Source organism: Azoarcus sp. CIB, from assembly GCF_001190925.1.
Lineage (GTDB): Bacteria > Pseudomonadota > Gammaproteobacteria > Burkholderiales > Rhodocyclaceae > Aromatoleum.
Window position 1 is genome coordinate 3,817,772 of the sequence record NZ_CP011072.1, and the last position, 22,397, is coordinate 3,840,168.

Sequence of the window (22,397 nt, forward strand, 5' to 3'; positions counted from 1 at the left end):
CGATCGGCAGCGGACGCCCTGGCCCGGCAGACAGGAGCGCCTAGCGCGAGCGCCCGTCGAAGTGCTTCACCGGAAGGGACGCGAGCTTCACGCCCTCGAGGCAACGCGCGTTGATCGCCGCCATGCGGTTACCCGCCGGATCGGTGCCCTCGCCGTAGGTATGGATGCCGCAGGTCGGACAGAAGCGGTGCTTGATCGTGTGCGTATTGAAGGTGTAGGTGCTGAGCTTGTCCTCCGGCGTCAGCAGGCGCAGCTTGTCGCGGGGAACGAACCACATCAACGCCCCCTTGCGCGTGCATATCGAGCAGTTGCAGTCCATCACCTGGGTGAGTTCGCCTTCGACCTCGAAGGTCACCTGACCGCAATGGCAGCTACCCTTGTAGATCATCACCTTGCTCCTTTCATCGGAATCGGCTCCGACGGAAACTCATCACCGGCAAGCCAGCGGTCGTCGCTTTAGCGCCTTCACGACGGGATTGATCGTCTGAAATTCGGGGATGTATCAGTTTCACTCCGGTTCCTCACGCCAAGGGGCACTCACGGCGCCCGGCAATAGAACTTCGAGTCGACCGCCATCACGGGAAAACTCGCGGGCAGGTCGCCACGGGCGATTTCGCGGAAGCCATTCTTCTCATAGAAGCGATGCGCTGCAAGAAACTTCGCCGTCGTGCCGAGATACACGGCATGCACCTCGCGTGTCCGGCACCATTCCAGCAGGGTTTCGAGCAGGTGCCGCGCGACGCCATGCCCCCCGCCGCGGTGCGAGGCCTTCACGAACATCTTGCGCAGTGCCGCCTGGTTCGCGCCGATATCGAGCAAGCCGATGGTCCCGACGGGCAGGCCGCCGTCCAGCGCAACCCAGAAATTGCCGCGCCCCTGCTGATAGAAGCCGGGAATGTTGCGCAGATCGGGTTGCCCCTCCAGCGTGATCGGGATACCGAATTCGGACTGCTGGATGGGCAGGATCACATCGACGACACCGTCGGCATGTGCCGGTGAGTAAGGGGCAATCTCGATCATTGCTTTTCCTCTCATATCGGGTGGCTAGTCCTCGCCATCGCGGGTCTCGCGCTGCAGGCGCTGCGCCGCTGCGTACAATTCGTCGAAACCTAGCGGCGACACGTTGAAGGTCTTGTCGCTGCTGGCCGTCGCCAGGCGGGTCCCGTCCGGGCTGAAGGCGAGGTCGCGCACGTCGTTCTTGTGCACGGTGATGGTCTTCACCAGTTCGAGCTTGTCCATGTCGAAGATCCTCACGCCGGCATCGTTGCACGCGACGGCAAGCTGCCTGCCATCGTGGCTGTACGCGATCGCGGCGCAGTAACGGACACCGTCGATGGTGAAGGTGGCGGCGGGCTCGGCGTCAGGCTGCCCGAAGGCGCTGACCGGCCACAGGTACACGCGGCGCTGCACGACCGCGGCGATATGGGCGCCATCGGGGCTGAAGGCGAATTCTGCGAAGCGCGTCCCGAGCTTGCGCGCCGCCTCGGGGAGCTGGATCGTGCCGACATTTTGCGCGGCGAAGTCCCACAGCTGGAGCTTGCCATCGAAGCCGCTGGTCACCCACCGATCCGTGCCCGGATGGAAGGCGACGGACGAGGCCTGCACGATGCTCTTGCCGCCATGCGATACCGATACGGCGGAAAATCCGCTGCCATCGAGTTCATACAACCACGCGTAGCCATCGGCGCCCGAACTCGCGAGCCGCTTGCCGTCGGGGCTGAACGCCAGCCCCCGCAACTGGTCCTTGTGCTTTTGCAGGACTGCCGTCTGGGCACCGGTCGCCACGTCCCAAAGCCTGACCGTGTTGTCCAGCCCGCCGGTGGCGACCTGCGCACCACCCGGAGCGAAAGCGACACGGAACACCTGACCGGTGTGGCCGCGCAGCATGTGGCGCAGGACCGGCGAGCCGCCGGAGAGATCCCAGATCCTTGCCGTGCGGTCGCCGCTGCCCGTGACGAGCTGGCGCCCATCGGCGCTGAAGGCGAGGCTGGTGACGGTCTTGAAGTGGCCCTCGATGTTCCAGAACTTGACCGTTCCGTCGCGACTCGCAGTGGCCACATGGCGCCCATCCGGACTGAACTTGACCGCCTCGACAAAGGATGTATGGCCGACCAGCGTCAGCAGGTTTTCGCCAGTCTCGCTGTCCCAGATCCTGGCCGTGGAATCGCCCGCGGAACTTGCGATGTACCGGCCCTCCGGACTCACGGCCACATCCCGCACCCGGTCGCCGTGACCGGCAAGGATGCGCACGCTCCAGTCCGGGTGGCTTGAAAGTTCGGCGCCCGGCGGCGGGTTCGATTCGCCCACCCGGGCGAGCAGCTCGTCGAGCGTCTCGCCGGCAGGCTGCCACACGCGCACCCACGCGTCGCGGCTGGCGGTGACCACGGACTTTCCGCCGTGCGTGAACGCCACGGCATCGCTTGCCTCGGTGAGCGGCAGCCGCAGGATCTCGGCGCCGGTTTTCAGGCTCCACATGCCGGCGGCCGTTCGGTCCCCGTCGCCCCGCTCCACGCAGGCCGTCGCCAGGCAGCAGCCGTCCGGGCTGAAGGCGAGCCCCATGACCCAGGCGCCACCGACATCGAGGGTGGTGAGCGGCACCGTTTCGGTCGCGGGGGAATCGAGATCCCACACCTTGATCACACGCCCCTTGTGTTCACTGTCACCGGCACCGCCCGTCGCAAGGCGCCTGCCGTCCTGGCTGACGGCGAAGGCGTTGTAGATCGGGCTTCCCTGATCGAACGTGCGGAGCGGCGTCTGCTGCGCATCGACCGCCCAAAGATAGGCCTTGTCCTCGGCGGACGTCACGAGGCGGTCGCCCGCGGGCAGGAAGGCGACATTGCGGACCCACTTGTCATGAACGAACGACGCTTCGGGTTCTCGCGGGCGCCCACCGGCAATCCTCCACAGCTTGACCGCCTTCTCCTGGTCCGCCGTGGCCAGCCGCTGCCCGTCGGGGCTGAACGCAAGGTCCGACACCCATCTCTTGCTCACCGGCAGCGTCCACACCAGGCGGGAGGCCTGGATCGCCTGGCGCAAGGCATCCTCGGCCACGGCCGTCGGCGCCAGGCCGACCCGCGCCGCGAAGGTCGGCGACAGGCCGAAGGGTGCCGTCGCTTCGACCGCTTCGAGCGCGAGATCGAGTGCGCGCCCCGCATCGAAGGGCGCGATGGAGATCGATTCGGCCGCCTTCTGGTTCGCCCCGGAGCGCCGCTCCTCCCACGACGCGTAGATCCAGCCCGTGATCGCGGCGCCGGCCATCACACCCATCGCGAAGAGCCACTGGCGCAGCGCGCGCTTCGCGGCCTGTTCGCGCGCCTTCCTGACCTCGTCGGCTCGCCCCTGATCGGCAACATAGCGGCGGCGCCAGTCGAGAATCGCCGGGGCCAGAACATCGTGGAACACCTCGTAGCGCGTCGCGTCCGGACGGTCGGGCACGGCAACGGTCCGCAGGATGCGGTTTCGCGCATCTGTGAGCGACCCCAGCACCGCGGGCACCTTGGGCGCCAGCTCGCCCGCCCAGCTGGTGAGGTCGGCCGCGCTGCAGGCAACCTTGCTGCCTGTCGGGGTGACGAGGCGATCGAAGAAAGTGGCGCACACTGCCTGACTGGTCTCGTCCAGCCGGGCCATCGCATTGTCCAGATGCGTGCGGACGATCTCGTTGGCGCCCTTCAGGCGGTCCAGCGTGGCGCGCTGCAGCAGGCACGAGTGCGCTTCGCGCTCCTCCTCCCACAACCGCACCATCACGAGCTGGAGGAAAGGCGCCTCGATGTAGCCATCGTCCGTCTGCGTGCCGCCGCTGCCCCCGTGGCGACCTGCCGATACCTCGCCGATGCGCACCTGGCGCAGCAGCTCATCGATCAACCCCTCCTCGATGTCGACGCGCGGCTGCCCCGGCGCCTGCCTGGCGTTCCACACCTCGAGCGGCTTGCGGATGGCGACGGCGGCCCCGGCCGTGTCGAGATGATTCAACCGCAGGCGGTTGCTCATCAGGTTGTGAATGCGTTCCTGGAAGCGGTCGAGCCGGGAGAGGCTGTCGTCGCGCAACGCGATGAGAAAGCCGACATCGACGTCATCACGATTCACCGCGCGTGCGAACTGCGCTTCGAAGGAGTTCGGGTCGGTGGACTTGGGGTGGTAGAGGAAGTACTCCTCGAACTGGTCGAAGATCACCAGGACGGGGCCGTGGGCCGCCTCGCCGCAGGCCCGCAGGACTTCGTCGAAGGGCAACGACTCCGCCGGCTTCGGCTGGTCCGCGTGCTGCGCCCACACGGCGTCGATGCACGCACGCGTGAGCGCACGCTGGAAGTCGCGGTCCACCCAGTTGCGAAACACCACCACGGGGGTTTTCGGCCGTTCGCGACGCAACTGCGGCACCACGCCCGCCAACAGCACCGAACTCTTGCCGACGCCGCTGGCGCCGTAAAGAATCGTCAGCGGCGAGGACAGCAGGTTGGAAATGATGATGTGTTGGTCGCGCTCGCGTCCGAAAAAGAACTCGTGGTCGCGTTCCTCGAACGGCTGCAAACCCACGTAGGGGCAGCGCACCCGTTCGTCGCCGCCCGCACTCACGGCGTCATCCTCGAACGCAGCGTGCGGACGAACTCGTCTATCGTCACCTCATACGGGTACACCCCGCGCTTCTGCCAGAATTTGAGTTCGAGCTCCGAGAACTGGTCGTCGATGGCCCAGGACTGGATCTCTTCGTCCCCCGCCGCTGCGGCCCGCTTGGCGAAGAAACGGTTGAGGCTCTGCAGGATCGTGCGGAAGCTCCAGTCGCGCAGGCTGTAACCGAGAAACAGCAGGTTGCGGTCGCGGCAATGCGTGGCGAACAGCGCCGGAATCGCGGACTTGCTGGCGATGCGCGACAGCAGCTCCACGTAGTCCGATTCGGTGATCACGAAGCTGTCCCATTCGGACGTCTCTGGGAGGATCGACCCGTGCATCTTGAAGATCACGGTGGTCGTGTCGAGATCGATATAAAGCTCGTTGGGCGCCGGGGTCTCGGGCCGCGCGGCCCCATGCGGCCACCACAGCACGGCATTGCCGAGATCCTTCAGTTCGGAATAGACGACCAGGTCATAGGGCCTCTGGGCGGCACGGAAAGCCTGCTCGATCTGGGTGTCGTAGTTGCTCGTGATGATCAACAGCGGCCGGGACACCTCTGCCAGGAATCCGTACAGCGAAGGAATGCCAACCCCGGCGACTGCCTGCGGCGCAAGGATCTGGCGCAGGCGCTCGTGCAGCGCGTCGCGCGTGTGGAAGGCCTCGTAGTACGACGCGACCTCGGCGAGCTGATCGCGCTCCTTCTCCGACGGGAACTCGGTATCGTCGGCGAGAAAGAGCGAAAGCTCCGCGCCGCTGGGCAGGAACTTCGGCTCCTGCGGATTCCAGCGGACATCGGCCGGACGCCCGGAATGGCTGATGCCGTTGCCGATGATCGGCACGACCATGCCCGAATTCAGCGCCTTGACGATGCGCCCGTAGGGTGGCGGCGCCTTGATCCGGGTTGCGCGCGCATCCGTTTTCCCTGCGGTGAGTTGATGCTCGACGAAGGCCCGCAGGTCGAGCCGCAGGCGGTCGCGAAATTCCTGCGGCGTGTCGTATTCCGCGTAGCCCCCCTTCAACGATCCGTCCGGGTTGCAGAACCGGTCGAAGAACGTCTTTACCCGGCGGAACTGCTGCACCCGCTCGTCGAAATCGGGATCGTTCGGATCACCGAAATCCGGCTTGCCCTTGCGGTGATAGACGAGGATGAAAGGCGGCGGCTTGGCCGCCAGCGCATCCTCGCACTCCCATTCGGTGCCGGAAAGATACGGGCTGCCGTCGGGCCGCGTGCAGGTATCCGGAAGCCGCGTGCCGAGTCGCGACCACAGGATGACGATGACGACGTCGCATTCCGATGGCTTCGCCAGGCCGCGATTGACCGCGTCCTGCGGGCTGAGGGTGGCGGGCATCGACACGGGCGCAGCCGGATCGTCCCAGCGCATCGCCTCACAGGTGATCTGGCCACGCAACAGCGGGTCTTTCGGCAGCTCCTGCTCGATGACCTGCTGCGCGAAGGTGCGCTCGTCGGCAACATCTCCGGGTGAAGACAGGAAAAAACGGAGATGCAGCATGCTCGCGCCCTCCCCGAAATACGTATGTACTAACCCCGGAAATATAGCTCATACCATCGGGTTTGCCGGCGCAGCACATTTTCCTGTCACGATGCCAATGGAGTTGCCGTGACGAAGCACGACCGCAGCTCAGCGGCTGCAGGACGTCCGCACGTGCGACGGGAACGCCAGCACGAGGAAGGTCAGCATCATCACCGCGACCAGCAGCGGCCAGAAGGCCGGCGGGCGCGAGAAGCTGAAGTGCTCGACAAGCACGCTCCCGACACGGTAGAGCTGATAGGCGGCCGCCCCCATGCCGAGCCACCACGCCCAGCGGTAGTGTTTCAGCAGCCCCCACGCGACCAGGATTCCGATCAAGCCCATGATCCACGTCACGGGCTGCGAGAAGCTGAAGCGCAGCATCAAGGCATCGCTCGACAGGGCGATACGGATCACGGTGCCGCCGAGCACGATGGCGGAGAAGGCCACGGCGGTCGCCGCGGCAAGGTGAATGCGGGTGATGGCCATAAGACTCGCGGTGAGTTGAACGATGGTCGCGCACGACGGGCGGAACCGTCCGCAGCGGCGCTGCAGCAATTCTGCATCAAGGCGCCCGCATTCGGCATGCCCGATGCACGACTCAAGCGACGTTCAGCACTTCGGCGGCGAGGCGATCGAGGTTCTGTTCGTTCGCCTCGGTCACGAAGTCGGCAATGCGCTGCTTCTCCGCCGCCGTATCGAATACCTGGCGCCAGCCGACCAGCGTCCGTTCGCCCTGCGCCGTCAGCGTGATCGTCAGCTCGAAATGGTGACCGACGACATGCTCGACCACGATCCGCTCCGGCGCGACGTCGACGAACACGTTTTCGTTCGGGTAGTTCCTGCCATCCGGCCCGTGCATGATGAACTGCCACCTGCCGCCGGACCGGAAATCGAATTCCTGGAACGTGTTGCTGAAGCCCTTCGGCCCCCACCAGCGCGCGAGGTGCGCGGGATCGCTGACGGCCTTGAAGACGCGCTCGCGCGGCGCATCGATCAGGCGCGAATGGACGAACTCGCGGTCCGCCGTCGATTCCCCCTTGGCTGCAGGCTTCTCGTTCATGTACATCCTCCTCGGAAACAACCGACGGAATCAGGCCGCATACCAGAGAATCGCAAAATAGTGACACGCTGTCCCGGCCAGAACAAACAGGTGCCAGATCAGGTGACCATATTGCAGCCGCGAATCGGTCGCGAAGAAAGCCACCCCGATCGTGTAGGACAAACCGCCGGCGACCAACAAGAGCAGGCCCGCGGAAGGCATTTGCGTAAGCAGGGGATCGATCGCGATCACGACAACCCACCCCATCAAGAGATAAAGGCCGGTGGAAAAAACGGGATTCGAGGCCTTGTCGAACACCTTGAGGACCACGCCGAGCATCGCAAGACCCCAAACAATCCCAAGTAGCGCCCACCCCCAGGCACCACGAAGTATTCCAAGCGTGAACGGCGTGTACGTACCGGCGATGAGCAGAAAGATCGCGGAATGCTCGATGACGCGAAAGATCCGCTTGGCTTTGCCGACCGGCAGCGCGTGGTACAGCGTCGACGCGAGGTAAAGAAAAATGCTCGTCGCAGCGAAGACAATCGTGCCGACGGTGAATGCAGTCTGTCCCTGCTCTGCCGCCCGGTTGATGAGAAATGGCGTCCCGATCAGCGCCGCGCCCAGCCCGATACCGTGGCTCACGCTGTTTGCGAGCTCTTCGTCTCGCGATTGCTCACGCCTGGGGCCAGAGGCCGACATACGCACGGCAGTTCCTTTCAAGGGCTCACATTCAAGCGGTCGGGGACCACTTGAGTTTAGTGCAGCCTGACGCAGAGGCAACCGGCCACCACGGGCGGTCGGCGCGGCGGCTCCGCAATCAGCGCGCGGTTTGCGAATCCGCGCCGCTAATGTGACACTAGCGTAGCGCGCCGCACTGATGGCGCGCTCCGGATCTCCCGCAACGACGCCCGGCCGCCCTGGCGGCGACGAGACGCACGCATGTACAACGAGTATTTCGGGTTTTCCGCGGCGCCCTTCTCGATCGCGCCCGATCCGCGCTATCTCTTCATGAGTGAACGTCATCGCGAAGCGCTCGCGCACCTGCTGTACGGGCTGCGCGTCGATGGAGGCTTCGTGCTGCTGACCGGAGAAGTCGGCACGGGCAAGACCACGATCTGCCGCTGCCTGCTGGAGCAGGTGCCGGACGGCTGCGACATCGCCTTCATCCTGAACCCCAAGCTCGACACCGTGGAACTGCTCGCGACGCTGTGCGACGAGCTGCATGTGCCGGTCGCGGCCGGCGAGCGCTCGATCAAGGTGCTGGTCGACCGCATCAACCGCCATCTGCTCGACGCCAACGCGCGCGGGCGCAAGACGGTGCTGATCGTCGACGAAGCGCAGAACCTGTCGAACGAGGTGTTGGAGCAGCTGCGCCTGCTCACCAATCTCGAGACCCACGAGCGCAAGCTGCTGCAGATCATCCTGCTGGGTCAGCCGGAGCTGCGCGAACGCCTCGCGCAGCCGGAACTGCGGCAACTCGCGCAGCGCATCGTCGCGCGCTACCACCTCGAGCCGCTGTCGCGACAGGAAGTCGGCGCGTACGTGAATCACCGCCTGGCGGTCGCCGGCGGGCAGCAGCGGCTGTTTCCGGACGCGGTGATCAGCCGCCTGTACCGCCTGAGCGGCGGCACGCCGCGGCTCATCAACGTGATCTGCGACCGCGCGCTGCTCGGCGCCTACGTCGAAGGCAAGACCAGCGTCGGGCGCAGCACGCTCGACAAGGCGGCGGGCGAAGTGCTGGGCGCCGTGCCGCGAGCATTCGCGGCGCGGCGGATCGTGCTGGCCTCGGCGCTCGGCATCGCCCTCGCAGGCGGCGCGGCCGCGGCCTGGCATTACGGCTTTTCGGGTCCCACGACCGGAACGGCAACACCCGCCGCAGTGGCCCCCACCGCGTCCGCGGAACCCGCTGCGCCCCCCGCGCCGGAACACCAGGCGCAGGACGCAGACAGCACTGAAACCGGTGCGCCGCCAGTCGCCACTGCGGCGGAACCGCCTCCGACACCGATCGTCTGGCCCAAGCCCGAGGAACACTGGCTGCACGAGGTGATGGCCGTACATAGCCTGTTCGCGCTGTGGGGGCTGGACGCACGGCTGGTGGGCATCGACGACGCCTGCCGCCTCGCCGCGCACCGCGATTTCGGCTGCCTGCAACGCGACGGCGGGCTGGACGAGCTGCGGGCGATGAACGCGCCGGCCATCGTCGAACTGCGCCAGCCCGACGGCCCGAACTTCCTCGCGACGCTGCTTGCGATCGACGGCGAGCGCGCCCGCATCTCGTTCGCCGGCGACACGCACGAGGTATCGCTCGACAGCCTGCGGCAGCAATGGCACGGCCACTACACGCTGCTGTGGCGGATGCCGTCCGGATGGCACCGCACCGTCGCCACCGGCATGCGCGGCGCCGACGTGGCGTGGGTGGTGCGCCAGCTCGGACGCTGGGAGGGTCTCGAAGAGCCCGAAGCGCCGGCCGGCGCCTACACCGCCCGCATCGAGGAGCGCATGCGCGCCTTCCAACGCAGTACCGGGCTGCCCGAAGACGGGGTGGTCGGCCCGATGACCATCGTGCGCCTCGCAGCCCTGTCCGATCCCGGCACGCCCGTCCTGACGAAGCAGGCCCCATAGCATGTCCTACATCCTCGAAGCCCTGCAGAAATCCGAGCACGCGCGCCATCGCGGCAAGGTACCGGACCTGAACACCCTTCCCGAGACCACGCCAAGCGCGACGGGTCACGCGGCCACACCCCGCCCCCCCTACCTCGCAGCAGGTTTCGCACTCGCACTCGCACTCGCGGCGGCGATTCTGGGCTGGTGGCGCCCGTGGCAGGTATCGGAGCCGCAGCCGGCCGCAACCCCGCAGCAGGCGTCGCAGAACGTGCAGGCGGACGCCGGCCGAACCCTCGCCCTCGCTGCACCCGCGGCGGCGCAGCCCGCTCCGCCCCCTGCTCCGCTTGCCGCAGCCGCACCGCCGACACTCGAACCGCTCGCCCCCGCACATCCGCCTGCCGCGGTGCCCGAACCGGCGAAGACCGCAGTCCCGGTCTCGAAGACACGCCCCGAACCGTCGACGCCCGAGCTCCCGGCGCAGGCCGCCAGGAGCGCACCGGTCCCCCGCAGCGAATCGGCTTCGCGGAAGACGGCTGAGTCCGCGCCCCCCTCGCCGCCTCCCGCTCCCGCCGCCACCCGCATCGCCGCGGCAACTCCTGCAGCACCCGCACCGGCAGTGAACCGCAAGCGATCGGACGGACGCATCCTGAGCATCCACGAACTGCCGCCCGCGGTACGCGGCAGCCTGCCACGCCTCGACATTTCGGGCTTCGCGGCGGCGCCGGACTCGGGCAAGCGGATGGTCGTGATCAACGACCGGCTGGTGCAGGAAGGCGAAGAGGTCGTGCCCGGCGTGACGCTCACCAGCGCCGAGAAGGACGGCGTGGTGCTCGACTTCCAGGGCTACCGCTTCCGCGCCCAGCAGTAGGCGCGGATGGGGTGGGCGCTAATTGCGCGGTGGCAGATTGTTCCTCCCCCTTCAAGGGGGGAGGTTAGGTGGGGGATGGGTTTCTGCGGCGTCTGCTTAACCCATCCCCACCCCAACCCTCCCCTTGAAGGGGAGGGAGTGACCGTGCGGCACTCAACCTGAGCCACGCACCTGCTTGCCGCCTTATTAACCGCGCTCCCAATAGCCGGGCGTGTTGTAGATCCCCTTCAGATACTCGACGAAGTGGCGCACCTTGGCCGGCAGGTAGCGCTGCTGCGGATACACGGCCTGGATGTCGTAGGTGGGCGCGGCGAACTCGTCGAGCACGGTCACGAGCTCGCCGCGCTTGAGCTCGGCCTGGATCTCCCAGGTCGAACGCCAGCCGATCCCCAGCCCCTGCCTGACCCAGCTATGGAGCAGCTCGCCGTCATTGCAGTCGAGATCGCCATCGACGCGCACCGCGACCGGCTTGCCATCGCGCACGAAGCTCCAACCGCGCTGTTGCCCGCCTTGCAGGTTGAACGCGAGGCAATTGTGGCGCGCGAGATCCTCCAGAACGCGCGGCTCGCCGTGGCGCGCAAAGTAGTCCGGCGTGGCGCAGACGACACGCCGGTTGGGGAAGAGGCGGAGGGCGACGTAGTTGGGGTCGGTGACTTCGCCGATGCGGATACCCATGTCGTAGCCCTCGCGCACCAGATCGACGACGCTGTCGGTGAGGTTGAACGACAGCTTCAGCTCGGGGTAGCGCGCCTTGAAGGCCGGGGCGTGCGCGGCGACATGGCGGCGACCGAACGCGGCGGGGGCGGAGACGACGAGGTGCCCGCGCACCGTGTCGCGCCCGGCGCTGACGCTGGTCTCGGCCTCGTCGAACTCGTGGATCAGGTGGCGGCACTGTTCGAGAAACTGCTCGCCGAGGTCAGTGAGTGTGAGGCCGCGCGTCGAGCGGTGCATCAGGCGCACGCCGAGGCGCTTTTCCAGGCCGTCGAGGCGGCGGCCCATGACGACCGGCGTCACGCCCTCGACCAGCGCGGCGGCGGCAAAGCTGCCCTTTTCGGCGACGAGGACGAAGCTGCGGATTTCGGTGTAACGGTCCATGCGGGGTCGGGTCAGTCGTGCGAACGGTTGGGGATCCGGCGCCGCCGCTCGTGCTCAGCGAGCCGTTCGGCCAATTGTACGAGCCCGGCGCGCTCGGCCATCTCGCGCGGCGTCTCGTAATCGTCGATGCGCGTGCGCAGCGCCGGGTCCGCCCCCGCCTCGAGCAGACGTTCCAGCACCGCGAGATTGCGTTCGCCCACCGCCATGTGCAGCGCGGTGTAGTCGTTGATGCCGCGCTGGTCGGGATCGGCGCCGAAGGCGAGCAGCAGCTCGACGATCTCCGCCACGTTCTTGCGTCCGGGTGCGCCAGGATGCGGATTCGTGCACGACAGCGCCGCGATCAGCGACGGAAAGCCGCCATCGTCCGGCGCATTCGGATCCGCGCCGACCTGCAGCAGCGTGCGGATGAACGCCAACGGGCTGTGGTAGATCGCGTATTCGAGGCAGGAGCCGACGGTGAGCGGCATCGGCCCGTTCGGCACATGCTCCGGGTCATCGACCGCGGCCCGCAGCGCGGCGAGATCGCCGCTGCGGAAGGCCGCATCGATCTTCGCGAACTGGCGGTATTCGGCGCAGCGCTCCTCATCCTGCCTGGACATGGTTCCCCCGCTCCTCCGGGCGCAGGCATTGGGCCGTGCTCACCACCGGCGCCCCGGTCGCACGCTGCTCGAAGCCCTGCGCCTCGAACTCGATCTCGCCCTTGGGCCAGTTGATGGCGATCTTCCACACCTGCGCCACATAACGCTCCCGCGGCTCGTCGCGGCGCTCGATGGCGTGGATCGAAAACGGCCCCATCGCCGCGCTCGGGCTCGCGTAGTCCAGCGCCAGCCGCAGGTTCGTGACTTCAAGAAAGCGCAACGTGGCCGGCACGATGCGGAAACTGCAGCCCCCCGCATCGCAGAGCCACTCGACGATGTAGTCCAGGTCGAGCACCAGCTCCCCCGCGCCGTATGCACCTTCCACAACGCGCAGCGCATGGACGTGGTTGTCGTGCCACGACATCTCGTCGAATTGCCGGTCGGTCCAGAGAAGCTCGGGCATCGGGACGGCGCTTACGGGTGGGGCGCGATGTGCCGATCGATCCACGCCGCCTCTGCGAACTCAATCACTCTGCAGAATGCGGCGCACGATGGGCCGTGACCCTGGAAGCGCCGAAGTGCGGTCATTACCTGCCGTCCTTCGCCACCTTGGCATCGCGTTGACTGACCTCGAGCGCCGATGACTGTGCCTGCGCAGCCTTCAACTGCTCCGGCGTCAGGCCGCGTGCGACGTCTGCGCGATGTCTTACCGCATCGACCTGCAGCGCCGCGGCCGCACGATTGAACCACACATAGGCGAGCACCGGATCCCGCGGAATACCGAGGCCGTCACGGTACAGCCGACCCAGTTCGAGCATCCCGTCGGGGTCGCCTCGTTCGGCTGCCGTCCGGATCCATTTCACGGCCTGGCCGTAGTCCTGCAGCACACCGAAGCCGCTACGGTAGAGTTTTCCGAGCATCACCATCGCCGCGGGATGGTTCTTCTCCGCCGCCGACTGCAACCACCGCACCGCCTCGGTCGCTTGCTCGCCGGCCTGCACGCCACCGAACAGCAGAACCTTCGCAATACGGACCTGGGCCTCGGCATTCCCCTCCTGCGCCGCCCTCAGCGTATGGGGATCGATCGCAGTTGCCGCCGGGACGGGCTCATGTGCCGCCTGATCGTCCACTCGCGGCTCGCCGAACACCCAAAACACCCCGATAGCAATGATCAACAGGGGCAGCGCCCCGGCCGAAAACCCGAAGCGTCGGCCCGACGACTCGCGGGGCGCCCAAAAACGGTGGTGACAGGCACGGCAACGATACGGCCGGAGCCCCGGATTCATCTGCCTTTCGCCGTCCGATCGCCAACCGGACTTGCGGCAGTCCTCGCTCATGCAAGCGGGGCATGTGACGTTGGCGTGAAGTGTCATGCTGGCTTCACAAGCTCAGTATGCTAGTTCGGGCGGCCAGGCTGACCGGCCAAGGATTCATCGAGCCAGATTATGCGCTGTCCCGCCCATGAGTGCCTGACACGTTGCGGCGAATGGTCGCCGGCTGAAATAAGGAGTGGCCAGGGAAATCAGTCCCTGGCCGCGCCTCTCGCCTACAGGAGCTCGCGGGGAATATTTCCGCCGTTGTCCGCCAAGCGCTGCAGGACAGTCTTGTGGAGCCAGATGTTCATCTGCGCGGAGTCCGCCATCTTGTCTGCCGGACAGCCCAGCTCGGTTGCCAGCTCCTTCCGCGCAGCAAGACTGCTGTCCAGGCCAAGCAGCTTCATGAGGTCGACGATCGAGACCTTCCAGTTGAGCTTCTGCGGATTCGCGGCCGAAAGTGCCTCGAGCTTCGCCACGACATCGACCTGCGAGATCGCAGCAGGGGCGGCGGACGCTGACGGCGCGGGTTGCGCTCCAGCGCTTGGCGAACCCGGGGCGGCCGAACCTGCGGGGGTTGGTGCCTCATCGCCGAACCCCAACTTCGCTAGGATGCTGCTGAAAAGTCCCATGACAACTCCTTCAGGATAATCCGCCGACCGCGGAATGCCATCGGCAACACTTCACCTTACCCCAACTTCGATACGCCGGGTTCACCCACCACGCCCAATGCTCACGGCGAGAAGCCGGGAAAAATGTAAGAAAATCAGTGACAGGCAAGGATGCGTGGCCATCATTGCTTTCCCTCAATGTCCGCCTCGTACCTCTCCAGCCGGTCCATCACCACCCGGCTGTCCCTGTATTTCGCTATCAACTCTCGAAGTGCCTTATCCGAGCCCATGCAGTGCTGATGCAACTGCGCGGCAATGAAGTCTCGCCGTTCCCGCTCTTCGCTCGAGTCCCCCTCGGGCCAAGGCTCTGCCCGGAAATGCTCACACACTTCGCGGCGCTCGATGTACTCGGAGACCTCCTGCGGGTAGATCTCGGTCGCGAGTGCAGCTCCTGACAACAGGACGCTGATCGCCACGAACAATTGCTTCGTCATGTCTCACCTCGCCCGATGCCAACCGGACTGCACCGCCAACCCCATCGGACGACAATCAGAGACCGCCACAATACGAGGAACGCTCTTTGCAGCGTAAGGCATCATGAATCGAGGCCTCCCCCTATTTCCCGATAAAGAACGAGGAGCAGACTATTCAACGGGCCGACTGCTCGGATGGCGAGACGCTTCGACGACTTCTTGAGGAACCGGCTCGACCAGCAATGCCCGCAGGCCGCGTACCAACGCTGCCAGTTCAGGCGAGAGGTTTGCATTTGGAGATACAAGAAGTTGGCGAAGGACTTCTGCAACATCCTGACCAAGACGAGCGTTGTCGGTAAAGATCAACTTGAACAGGGTTGAATTAAGCTGCAGTTGGGCGGCAACCATTTTTTCCAGATAGGCAACCCGGTCTTCAAGTGATTCGGCCATTGTCGTTTCCTTAAAGAAAAGCGTACGCGAAAACTCTAAAACCTGGAGTCGTTTTCACAAGGTATTCCGTCATTGTCGCCGTCCATCTTGGTGTTGGGGCAGTTCCTTACGAAATACTCGGCCTCGGCTCTTGATCGCATCTGGCTGCAATGCTGCCGCCCATCACATGAGAAGTTTTCTGCTGGTCGCGTGATTTCTGTTTCGGGCGCCTGAAACACTCTCGATTCTGTCTGAATTTCTGCCTGCGTTGACGCCACGTTCTTCTGGTAGTAATTCCAACCAGCAAATGCGATCAGTGCGTAAATTAATAGTTTCTTCAAGGCCTCACCTATTTCTAATCTTGCTTCCAATGTTCGAGTTCCCGGGCCTTGCGCGGCTTAATGCGCAAGGCCCCCAGCAACAAAAGATTGGGCGTCATAAGCCGCCCGGTCCGCTGCAAGCAGTTGTTACGCGAGACTTTCTTTACTGAATTGGTGTACCGGGTGCCGTGGGCACTTGCAGGGAGAAGGCATGGCAGTTGTTTCATTGGTCTTGAGAGTCATTTCCTGAACGCGGAGCAAAAACACCCGACCAGGCTGCAACTGAGAGTAAGCCTATCCCGGCAACAAGGAAGGCAACTGCGACCCAGTCGGAGGTAATTTCACCGTTCAGCAATAGGGCAAACACGAAGTCTCTTGCGTCCTTGAGTTGAATCCAGCCAATCAGTAAGCAAATTGCTCCAAAAAATGCACTGAGGCCGCCGCCGTACTCGACCAACGAGCTGAGGAGTGGGTTGTTCGAAAGGCTCATTCCAGTGTGGACGCCCAACGTCCGAATTCACCGGCCAGCGCGGCTTTTTGCGCAGATCCGGCGGAATGACTACAAAGGGACTTCCCACTTCCGCCAGCGGCATTGGCCGCCCGGCATCGAAGTGCCAAGATTGAATTGCTGAAGTTCAATCTGAGTACGCGAAAGGGGAAGTCCAAATGAATACTACGACGGTCGGTGTGGATCTGGCAAAGAACGTGTTCGTCGCCTGTGTGGCGGATGGCATTGGCCGGGTGATCGAGACGCGCGAGTTCAACCGCAGCGGGTTTCTCGCATGGTTGTCGGCGTTGCCGCGCGGCACGCTCGTCGGCATGGAAGCCTGCGGCGGCGCGCATTGCTGGGGTCGTACGATGCAGGCGCTGGGGCTGGAACCACGGCTGATGGCCGCCGAGTTCGTGCGTCCCTACCGCAAGCGCCAGGCGGTCAAGAACGATCGGGCAGATGCGGCCGCGATCGTCGCGGCGCTGCTCGCGCCGGGGATGCGCTTCATTCCCGTTAAGACCGAGGCCCAGCAACATCGGCTCGCCTGGCACAGCCTGCGGCTCGGATGGATCGAGGAACGCACAGCGCTCTTGAACCGCATCCGCGGCCTGCTCGCCGAGTTCGGGATGGTCGTCGACACCGGCGCCGCGCGGCTGCGGCGCAAGCTCGCCGAGCACGAATTCGACACTGCGCAGCCGGCGCCGATCCGCCACCTGATTCAAGGCGTGCGCGACCAGCTCGACGCACTCGATCTGCGGATCGCCGAGTGCGACCGGCAGATCGCGGCCCAGCAGGCCGATGACGCGGCCGCCCGACGTGCGCGCGAGTTGCCCGGCGTTGGGATGCTCACCGCCGATGCCGTGGTCGCCAGCGTCGGCGACGCCACGATGTTCCACAACGGCCGCCAGTTCGCCGCGTGGCTCGGACTCACCCCGAGCCAGTACTCCAGCGGGGGCAAACCCAAACTCGGCCGCATCACCCGGCGGGGCGATGACTACCTGAGAACGCTGCTCGTGCAGGGCGCCCGCAGCGTGCTTGCCGCCGCCTTGCGCAAGGCTCGCAACACGCCCGAGGCGCTCACGCGCCTGCAGCAGTGGATCGTGACGCTCAACGGACGCGTCGGTTACCACAAGACCCTGGTCGCCATCGCCAACAAGCATGCCCGCCAGCTGTGGGCGGTGCTCGCCAAGGGCGAAGGCTACAACCCCGAGGCGTGGCGCCAGTGGCACGACTCGGTCGAACAACCGGCATCCTGAAGCATCGGCGTTCTTTGAAGGTGTTCCCGTGACTGCGCGCACGCGATAGACAAACAGGTCAGGCCGACCGGCTGAGAGCCTGGCTAACCTGATGGCCGACCACGCAGGGTGTCGCGGCTGATCCCCGCGCCCCGGTCGCGCCGACGAATGATTGAGGCCAGCCGGTGCGGTTAATCGCAGGGCCCCGGCGCTGGCGCGCCGAACAAGGCCGATTGGGGAAAGGCAGTCTGTTCTGTCCTTGTCCATTGCGGTGTCAGCAGTCGAAAACCGGTCATGCACGCGCGTGATCGCGGAGGTCCGAAGATGAGTAGGTGATCGGCGTCATGATCGGCCTGCGGCCGGTCTGCAAGGAAGAGGTTGACGGGAAGTCCCTTGGGGAAGTGTTAGGCCTTGCGAGTGACAAATTCATGTAACTGTTCGTAAGTAATGGCATATCTTCCATGCATGAATAACTTGGCATACTTGTCAAAGGCTGCCTTGCTTGGTTTAACAAGCTGTTTAAGCTTCTTCCGAGAATTCCGGAGATTTTCCCTGTTGCGGGGCATTCCATTTTCTACCAACTGCGACAAAAGCTTTTCCACGCGCGCGCTACGACCTTGACCAACGCACTGCTGCTTGATATAGCGACCAAAGGCGACACAAAACATCTTTTCTACGTGGAATTGCTTAAATCTCTCATCCACTTCCTTCATGGCGGTTTGGAGCGAGTTGCTTTTAAAAAGTACCCTGTAGAATTTTTTCATAACATCATCAATTTCTCCGGCTGAAACCTTCTCGTCGCTGCCGATCAAAAAATAGAATGGTGATGGTTTTGTTATTTTGATTGGTTGAATGGCGTAAAGGCCAAAGCAGCCAGCCATTACAACGCCGAGATTATTTGTAGTGGCTTCGTTGATCTTTCCAAGACAGCTTGCAAGCTCGACCCAAGAAACTTGCTCTTCCTTATCACCAAGCACAATGCCTGTGCTCTTTCCCCCATGGGCTTCGATATGGATGATCGGCCTTATGCCGTCAACGCAAAGCTCTCGAACCTGATCGAGTGCGGATAACAATTCGGCTCTGGAAGCAATAGGAACAATCGAGCAGTAGGGTGTTTCGGTTTCATACTTGAGATCGCCCAGTTCTTCGTAGAGGTGCTTGGCTGTTTGAAGCTCTGAGGACTTTAAGCAATCCAAAATATAGACCGCATTGTTTGAAAAGCGGGAGTCAAAGGTAAGTGCGTTCATCGAGATGTCTAACGGCGGTGTAGAAAAACCCGATTTCCGGGCAAGCGATCGGTGTCGGCGATAGCCGACGATGTCTTGTTCGTCATTTTGCGGTACGGATCAGCCTGAGTCCGTCATGCGTTCGGTTTCCGTCGTTCGCGCCCGGTGCTCCCGTATGCGTAGCGGCGTGCTGCCGTGGCGTGCCCCGCTCATTGTGCATACCTGTGGTGCGCCAGCTTCTCGATGTTGTGCACCAGGCAGCGGAGAAATAAGGGACAGACCACAATTCCCAAACCGTGGTCTGTCCCTTATTCTTTGCGGTTTGTCTAGATCAGTTCAAAGGGAGACAACACACCGCAGAGCCTTTTGTGATTATCGACGACCAGCCAAAGGCGCGTTTCATTGTCGTCTTCCTGGATGAGTTTAGCCACTTCATCTTCAAGGCAAACGACTTTCGCGTCTATAAGGTTGAGGTTGGGTGCAGCGTGTTCTATTAGCTGGGAGAGAAGGCCGGCCCAGTCCTTGTCCGACCGCATGTAGCGCGCCAACCCAGTCTCGGAAAGCAGTTTCCAAGTACCAATGAAGACAGGAAGGAACGAAAATGAATGAGTTAACATCAGCTGACGGGCATGCGCAACAGGCTGCCACGGCTTGAGGGTAACAGGCGTCTTGACCATGAAGTCTTGAACGGTCTGCCGGGGAATCTGCTGCTCCTTCATCAATGCCTCTTCAAGTCCAATACAGAGTTCTATGGCGGCAGCCGTCGCGTGTCGCGCGTAGACGCCAGTGTGCATCGCATCGTTCCGGGCACTCTTGACGAAATCGAAGAGTGAGTTAAAGCGAGAGAAGCGCTCGGGGTGAATTTCGGCAAGTTTAGACAAGACGACTGACGATTGCGCAAGACTACTCATTGCGGTCTTGTATGCGCCGAGAGCTGCCTTTCTACCATTCAGACGCAAGCCGAGCGCTTCAAGGGCAAAGCAGATTGTGTGGAAGCCTTCAGCATCTGCCAGCGCGGCATATCGACCAGCGCGAAGCTCATCCCGGTGATACAAACGCTCGTGCCACTGCAATGTAGGAGTGTTCATACAGCTACGGACCAGAAAAGTGTGCGAGGGCTGACGTGGAGGTGACCGGCGCTGCGCGGCTTTATCGCGTCCGATGAACCGCAGGGTTATGCATCGGTGGGAGCAATGTGAGGAGGCCGCATACGCATTGCTGATAGCTCTCGCAGCCTTGCCAGATGCTGATTCGTCGCCTCCTTAGCTTCGGCACGAGAACATCCATTTCTTCGATAGGTTCTGCTCACCGAACTTCGATAAATGTCTTCCCATCCCGGCAGCGTCGTCTCGGGAGGAATCTCAACAACAATCTTTGGTTGATCAAGTCCTTCTCTTACCTTGGCGCCGGAGGCCGATGGCTGAAGATACACGGCTCTGGCGTTAATGATCCAATCAACGAGCCCACCCTGCTTTGAAACGTCGAAACAGAACGATGCGGACGTCGCGACTGGACGCGCAAAATCGAGTGAGAGATAGACGTGTTTCTTGTCAAACATTCGTCGCCCCCATCTCACAACAACATCGCCGGGCGGCGTGTCTGCATGAATCAGGATTAAGTCGTGAAGTGCGGGATGGTTCTCGCAGTCCACGATAAGCACGGGGACCAGGCGCCCATCGCCAATGTCGAGATTAGCAATTGCACCGTCACCGACTATAGGAACTAAATGTCGAAGTTCAATCTTGCCGATCCTCATTCCGCAGCCTCCGCAAGAGATACGACTCAACAATTGCACGCTCTCCGAGAGAAGTCACAGAGGCTAGCTCGTATTTATCTATCCGCTTTTTATTGATCAGTTGCTTGGGTACCTTAAAGCTGATCCAGCCTGAGACGGTCGATCTTGGCTCCAAGTTGATCGGCACACAGAGCGTTTTCAAATCCCAAAGCGGAGGAGCCTCCTGAACAACTGGGTGCAAGATTGCCTGAGATAGATTTCCGCTCTCGTCGTATGCATGAGTGATTAAATCAACTCGTATGACTGTGTTGGGGGCGTTGGCGCTATTGGTGAAAGAGCACGCAAACGCCACATAGTCCACGGCGTGGTCGTTCCGCCAACATGCTCCATCGATTAGATACACCTTGAGGGCGTCATGTTTTTCACGGTAATCAATTTCAGCGAGCGTCAAGGCTCGCCTTGCCGTTTTAGCACTGTGCCACGCCATTAAAGCCGAGATTACAGCTCCTAGGCAGGACACAATGGCGATTGTCGTTTCAGTTGTCACGGCTAAATCGATGCATAACGTCTGACATGCGCGGACCGTGGAGGCAAGCGCAGCGTACCGAAACTTGTGCGTTCGATGGAATAGTTTGACGTCATTGGACTACGATGAGTCACTGCACATGTGGGCCTGGTTCACTTGTGACAAACGTAGACCTTTCCCGCAACTTGCGACGACCCGTGGCCTTGCGAAACGGGCTCCCAAACGATATGCGTTCCCCGAAGGATGCGAGCCTTGTCGAAGGCAGAGAGCCGAGCATTCTCTATGCCCTTTTCGGCAAACACCCCATACCACGAAGAGGTTCCATACACGGTGTCGAGGTACTGACAGGCGGAAACCAGATCTGGGGAGGCGACTTGAATATCTGGCACCAGGACCGGATTGCCCGATGCGCAAGCAACAAGCGACGAGATGAGGAAAGCCAAGATGAAATTGCGCATATTGTCTCCTACGTTGCCCAACGTCGAAGCTCAGGCGACGGACAAAAGCGCAGCTTTTGTCCGTCCGACTGCAGCGTGGTTATGGACGTTTTCCCCCTAGCGTTCGTCATTTCTCGATCGCGTTTTCGCAGAGAATAAGCGCAGTTATGCGGTCAGCGTGACCTGCAATGAACATTGGGTCTTTTCTCTCCCACTTACCCCAAGCGTTGTATCGCAGTCCATGTTGATTCGCGAACACGAGCAGCGCATTATTATTGTATATAAATATCCATTTGTCTCCATACCCAACAGACCGGAGGTTGTCGTAGTCTGGCGCTGGAGCCACAGAACTGGCGAACACAATGCCAATGAGCAAACCAGCGTAGTCAAGAATTGGTGAACCGGATGCTCCTGGATATGCATCCATTCGCATGCGGTGCACGTACGGGAACTTGTTCGGATCCTTCCATGGCTGTATCTGTCCCCATTTGTACTGTAGTTTGAACTTATTGGCTTCTGGAGAAGAGAAACCTGCCGAAAATGCGTCTTCCATCTCATTGGGAACGGAGACTGAATTTGTTCCCGCAAACAGTCGGAAAGACGCGAAGGCTTCAACTTCTTTGTTGATCGCGAGGGCGGCAATATCGACGCGCGAGTCCATGGCCAAAATGCGCGCTTCATGCCAGTTTTGATCATGGGTTCTGACGCGAATACTGTTTGGCCGACAGTCAGCAATGACATGCCGGTTAGTAAACAAGTGCCCATCCGAATTATAGAAGAACCCTGTACCCGCGGACACATTACCGGGCTCAGCGTTTGCAGGGCTGGCGACTGCTACGAGGAGAACGAGTTGGATTATCTTCAAACGAACCATTATCTTTGCCATGCGCCTATCGTGAAGCTTCAGCGGACGGAAAAAGTCCTTCATCACGACGTCCCCACGTACGTCGCACTGGACTACTTTCGATCACTGAAACTCTCCGGAGATGAACGCATGATTTTCCATCGATGGAATTATTAGCCAGATCGCTCGATTAAAATCATGGATTATATGTCTAGCATGCTTACGCCGAATATGAACTTTGGTAGAACAATAGTGAAGAGTGCAACAATCGCTAAGGTTAGATGAAAGCTATGAGCGTAGATTGTCGCACCAAGATCACGCTTCCACTTTGATTGACTGCGAATCCCTGCTGCGTACAAACGCTCACCAAACAGTCTGGCGGGTAGTCGAATCAAAAGTACTGCGACGACAGCCACAACAAGAGTTACCGCCTT

Annotated in this window: 25 protein-coding genes; 3 read left to right on the forward strand and 22 right to left on the reverse strand. The window is 62.4% G+C overall.

Features of this window, described 5'->3' with window-relative positions; all coding sequences use genetic code 11:
- Window positions 1–40 precede the first annotated feature (40 nt).
- The 7 genes from AzCIB_RS17015 to trhA form a co-directional block, all read right to left on the reverse strand.
- Window positions 41–388 carry a GFA family protein gene (locus AzCIB_RS17015; protein WP_050416965.1) on the reverse strand — a complete coding sequence of 116 codons (348 nt, stop codon included), beginning with the start codon at window positions 386–388 and terminating at the stop codon, window positions 41–43.
- A gap of 149 nt (window positions 389–537) precedes the next feature.
- Window positions 538–1,020 carry a GNAT family N-acetyltransferase gene (locus AzCIB_RS17020; RefSeq protein ID WP_050416966.1) on the reverse strand — a complete coding sequence of 161 codons (483 nt, stop codon included), beginning with the start codon at window positions 1,018–1,020 and terminating at the stop codon, window positions 538–540.
- 24 nt (window positions 1,021–1,044) lie between these two features.
- Entirely contained in the window at window positions 1,045–4,569 is a 3,525-nt protein-coding gene (locus tag AzCIB_RS17025) for a WD40 repeat domain-containing protein (protein ID WP_050416967.1), read from the reverse strand.
- Window positions 4,566–6,116, reverse strand: coding sequence for an SIR2 family NAD-dependent protein deacylase (locus AzCIB_RS17030; protein ID WP_232299254.1), 1,551 nt, complete (start codon window positions 6,114–6,116; stop codon window positions 4,566–4,568). The genes AzCIB_RS17025 and AzCIB_RS17030 overlap by 4 nt, the downstream gene beginning before the upstream one ends.
- Before the next feature lie 129 nt (window positions 6,117–6,245).
- The gene (locus AzCIB_RS17035) at window positions 6,246–6,623 is read right to left on the reverse strand and encodes a hypothetical protein (RefSeq protein WP_232299255.1); all 378 of its coding nucleotides are present in this window, start codon (window positions 6,621–6,623) and stop codon (window positions 6,246–6,248) included.
- 112 nt (window positions 6,624–6,735) lie between these two features.
- Window positions 6,736–7,197, reverse strand: a complete 462-nt coding sequence (locus AzCIB_RS17040) for an SRPBCC family protein (RefSeq protein ID WP_050416968.1) — start codon at window positions 7,195–7,197, stop codon at window positions 6,736–6,738.
- 30 nt (window positions 7,198–7,227) lie between these two features.
- The gene (trhA, locus tag AzCIB_RS17045; RefSeq protein WP_353611521.1) at window positions 7,228–8,202 is read right to left on the reverse strand and encodes a PAQR family membrane homeostasis protein TrhA; all 975 of its coding nucleotides are present in this window, start codon (window positions 8,200–8,202) and stop codon (window positions 7,228–7,230) included.
- On the opposite strand from trhA, the gene AzCIB_RS17050 reads away from it, so the two are divergent.
- Entirely contained in the window at window positions 8,119–9,801 is a 1,683-nt protein-coding gene (locus AzCIB_RS17050; RefSeq protein WP_050416970.1) for an ExeA family protein, read from the forward strand. The genes trhA and AzCIB_RS17050 overlap by 84 nt on opposite strands.
- Window position 9,802: 1 nt before the next feature.
- Window positions 9,803–10,651 carry a general secretion pathway protein GspB gene (locus AzCIB_RS17055; RefSeq protein ID WP_050416971.1) on the forward strand — a complete coding sequence of 283 codons (849 nt, stop codon included), beginning with the start codon at window positions 9,803–9,805 and terminating at the stop codon, window positions 10,649–10,651.
- Window positions 10,652–10,837: 186 nt separating this feature from the next.
- Here AzCIB_RS17055 and AzCIB_RS17060 read toward each other — a convergent pair whose 3' ends face one another.
- The 9 genes from AzCIB_RS17060 to AzCIB_RS24280 all read right to left on the reverse strand — a co-directional run bounded on the left by AzCIB_RS17060 (window position 10,838) and on the right by AzCIB_RS24280 (window position 15,960).
- On the reverse strand, window positions 10,838–11,746 hold the full coding sequence (locus tag AzCIB_RS17060; RefSeq protein ID WP_050416972.1) for a LysR family transcriptional regulator: 909 nt from the start codon (window positions 11,744–11,746) through the stop codon (window positions 10,838–10,840).
- Window positions 11,747–11,757: 11 nt separating this feature from the next.
- Window positions 11,758–12,345 (reverse strand): ankyrin repeat domain-containing protein, encoded by a 588-nt coding sequence (locus AzCIB_RS17065; protein WP_050416973.1) that lies wholly within the window; start codon window positions 12,343–12,345, stop codon window positions 11,758–11,760.
- Window positions 12,329–12,787 carry a hypothetical protein gene (locus AzCIB_RS17070; RefSeq protein ID WP_050416974.1) on the reverse strand — a complete coding sequence of 153 codons (459 nt, stop codon included), beginning with the start codon at window positions 12,785–12,787 and terminating at the stop codon, window positions 12,329–12,331. The genes AzCIB_RS17065 and AzCIB_RS17070 overlap by 17 nt, the downstream gene beginning before the upstream one ends.
- 124 nt (window positions 12,788–12,911) lie before the next feature.
- Window positions 12,912–13,610, reverse strand: coding sequence for a tetratricopeptide repeat protein (locus AzCIB_RS17075; protein ID WP_232299256.1), 699 nt, complete (start codon window positions 13,608–13,610; stop codon window positions 12,912–12,914).
- Window positions 13,611–13,870: 260 nt separating this feature from the next.
- Window positions 13,871–14,269 (reverse strand): DUF3597 domain-containing protein, encoded by a 399-nt coding sequence (locus AzCIB_RS17080; RefSeq protein WP_050416976.1) that lies wholly within the window; start codon window positions 14,267–14,269, stop codon window positions 13,871–13,873.
- Between the two features lie 161 nt (window positions 14,270–14,430).
- The gene (locus tag AzCIB_RS17085; RefSeq protein WP_050416977.1) at window positions 14,431–14,742 is read right to left on the reverse strand and encodes a hypothetical protein; all 312 of its coding nucleotides are present in this window, start codon (window positions 14,740–14,742) and stop codon (window positions 14,431–14,433) included.
- Window positions 14,743–14,892: 150 nt separating this feature from the next.
- Complete coding sequence (locus tag AzCIB_RS24275; protein WP_157058518.1) at window positions 14,893–15,171, reverse strand: hypothetical protein; 279 nt, start codon at window positions 15,169–15,171, stop codon at window positions 14,893–14,895.
- 35 nt (window positions 15,172–15,206) lie between these two features.
- On the reverse strand, window positions 15,207–15,428 hold the full coding sequence (locus AzCIB_RS25000; protein WP_353611556.1) for an excalibur calcium-binding domain-containing protein: 222 nt from the start codon (window positions 15,426–15,428) through the stop codon (window positions 15,207–15,209).
- A gap of 265 nt (window positions 15,429–15,693) precedes the next feature.
- Window positions 15,694–15,960 (reverse strand): hypothetical protein, encoded by a 267-nt coding sequence (locus tag AzCIB_RS24280; protein ID WP_157058519.1) that lies wholly within the window; start codon window positions 15,958–15,960, stop codon window positions 15,694–15,696.
- 176 nt (window positions 15,961–16,136) lie between these two features.
- Between AzCIB_RS24280 and AzCIB_RS17095 the strand changes: the two genes are divergently transcribed.
- The gene (locus tag AzCIB_RS17095; RefSeq protein ID WP_050416979.1) at window positions 16,137–17,216 is read left to right on the forward strand and encodes an IS110 family RNA-guided transposase; all 1,080 of its coding nucleotides are present in this window, start codon (window positions 16,137–16,139) and stop codon (window positions 17,214–17,216) included.
- Window positions 17,217–17,599: 383 nt separating this feature from the next.
- On the opposite strand, the gene AzCIB_RS17100 is transcribed toward AzCIB_RS17095, so the two are convergent.
- The 6 genes from AzCIB_RS17100 to AzCIB_RS23890 form a co-directional block, all read right to left on the reverse strand.
- Window positions 17,600–18,442: a hypothetical protein gene (locus tag AzCIB_RS17100; protein ID WP_050416980.1), complete on the reverse strand. Its 843-nt coding sequence runs from the start codon at window positions 18,440–18,442 to the stop codon at window positions 17,600–17,602.
- A gap of 305 nt (window positions 18,443–18,747) precedes the next feature.
- Window positions 18,748–19,509: a CBS domain-containing protein gene (locus tag AzCIB_RS24285; RefSeq protein WP_157058520.1), complete on the reverse strand. Its 762-nt coding sequence runs from the start codon at window positions 19,507–19,509 to the stop codon at window positions 18,748–18,750.
- Window positions 19,510–19,595: 86 nt separating this feature from the next.
- Window positions 19,596–20,177 carry a hypothetical protein gene (locus tag AzCIB_RS24290; RefSeq protein WP_157058521.1) on the reverse strand — a complete coding sequence of 194 codons (582 nt, stop codon included), beginning with the start codon at window positions 20,175–20,177 and terminating at the stop codon, window positions 19,596–19,598.
- Complete coding sequence (locus tag AzCIB_RS24295; RefSeq protein ID WP_157058522.1) at window positions 20,158–20,703, reverse strand: early set domain-containing protein; 546 nt, start codon at window positions 20,701–20,703, stop codon at window positions 20,158–20,160. The genes AzCIB_RS24290 and AzCIB_RS24295 overlap by 20 nt, the downstream gene beginning before the upstream one ends.
- A 131-nt stretch (window positions 20,704–20,834) precedes the next feature.
- On the reverse strand, window positions 20,835–21,140 hold the full coding sequence (locus AzCIB_RS17110; protein WP_050416982.1) for a hypothetical protein: 306 nt from the start codon (window positions 21,138–21,140) through the stop codon (window positions 20,835–20,837).
- Between the two features lie 106 nt (window positions 21,141–21,246).
- Entirely contained in the window at window positions 21,247–22,047 is an 801-nt protein-coding gene (locus tag AzCIB_RS23890) for a S1 family peptidase (RefSeq protein WP_198149554.1), read from the reverse strand.
- Window positions 22,048–22,397: the final 350 nt, after the last annotated feature.

What these genes read in the sequence shown, in the direction of transcription:
- AzCIB_RS17015 (WP_050416965.1), bottom strand. Translation starts at nt 388, where the DNA reads ATGATCTACAAGGGTAGCTGCCATTGCGGTCAGGTGACCTTCGAGGTC.
- AzCIB_RS17020 (WP_050416966.1), bottom strand. Translation starts at nt 1,020, where the DNA reads ATGATCGAGATTGCCCCTTACTCACCGGCACATGCCGACGGTGTCGTC.
- AzCIB_RS17030 (WP_232299254.1), bottom strand. Translation starts at nt 6,116, where the DNA reads ATGCTGCATCTCCGTTTTTTCCTGTCTTCACCCGGAGATGTTGCCGAC.
- AzCIB_RS17035 (WP_232299255.1), bottom strand. Translation starts at nt 6,623, where the DNA reads ATGGCCATCACCCGCATTCACCTTGCCGCGGCGACCGCCGTGGCCTTC.
- AzCIB_RS17040 (WP_050416968.1), bottom strand. Translation starts at nt 7,197, where the DNA reads ATGAACGAGAAGCCTGCAGCCAAGGGGGAATCGACGGCGGACCGCGAG.
- AzCIB_RS17050 (WP_050416970.1), top strand. Translation starts at nt 8,119, where the DNA reads ATGTACAACGAGTATTTCGGGTTTTCCGCGGCGCCCTTCTCGATCGCG.
- trhA (WP_353611521.1), bottom strand. Translation starts at nt 8,202, where the DNA reads ATGACGTTCACTCATGAAGAGATAGCGCGGATCGGGCGCGATCGAGAA.
- AzCIB_RS17055 (WP_050416971.1), top strand. Translation starts at nt 9,803, where the DNA reads ATGTCCTACATCCTCGAAGCCCTGCAGAAATCCGAGCACGCGCGCCAT.
- AzCIB_RS17060 (WP_050416972.1), bottom strand. Translation starts at nt 11,746, where the DNA reads ATGGACCGTTACACCGAAATCCGCAGCTTCGTCCTCGTCGCCGAAAAG.
- AzCIB_RS17065 (WP_050416973.1), bottom strand. Translation starts at nt 12,345, where the DNA reads ATGTCCAGGCAGGATGAGGAGCGCTGCGCCGAATACCGCCAGTTCGCG.
- AzCIB_RS17070 (WP_050416974.1), bottom strand. Translation starts at nt 12,787, where the DNA reads ATGCCCGAGCTTCTCTGGACCGACCGGCAATTCGACGAGATGTCGTGG.
- AzCIB_RS17075 (WP_232299256.1), bottom strand. Translation starts at nt 13,610, where the DNA reads ATGAATCCGGGGCTCCGGCCGTATCGTTGCCGTGCCTGTCACCACCGT.
- AzCIB_RS17080 (WP_050416976.1), bottom strand. Translation starts at nt 14,269, where the DNA reads ATGGGACTTTTCAGCAGCATCCTAGCGAAGTTGGGGTTCGGCGATGAG.
- AzCIB_RS17085 (WP_050416977.1), bottom strand. Translation starts at nt 14,742, where the DNA reads ATGACGAAGCAATTGTTCGTGGCGATCAGCGTCCTGTTGTCAGGAGCT.
- AzCIB_RS24275 (WP_157058518.1), bottom strand. Translation starts at nt 15,171, where the DNA reads ATGGCCGAATCACTTGAAGACCGGGTTGCCTATCTGGAAAAAATGGTT.
- AzCIB_RS24280 (WP_157058519.1), bottom strand. Translation starts at nt 15,960, where the DNA reads ATGAGCCTTTCGAACAACCCACTCCTCAGCTCGTTGGTCGAGTACGGC.
- AzCIB_RS17095 (WP_050416979.1), top strand. Translation starts at nt 16,137, where the DNA reads ATGAATACTACGACGGTCGGTGTGGATCTGGCAAAGAACGTGTTCGTC.
- AzCIB_RS17100 (WP_050416980.1), bottom strand. Translation starts at nt 18,442, where the DNA reads ATGAACGCACTTACCTTTGACTCCCGCTTTTCAAACAATGCGGTCTAT.
- AzCIB_RS24285 (WP_157058520.1), bottom strand. Translation starts at nt 19,509, where the DNA reads ATGAACACTCCTACATTGCAGTGGCACGAGCGTTTGTATCACCGGGAT.
- AzCIB_RS24290 (WP_157058521.1), bottom strand. Translation starts at nt 20,177, where the DNA reads ATGAGGATCGGCAAGATTGAACTTCGACATTTAGTTCCTATAGTCGGT.
- AzCIB_RS17110 (WP_050416982.1), bottom strand. Translation starts at nt 21,140, where the DNA reads ATGCGCAATTTCATCTTGGCTTTCCTCATCTCGTCGCTTGTTGCTTGC.
- AzCIB_RS23890 (WP_198149554.1), bottom strand. Translation starts at nt 22,047, where the DNA reads ATGAAGGACTTTTTCCGTCCGCTGAAGCTTCACGATAGGCGCATGGCA.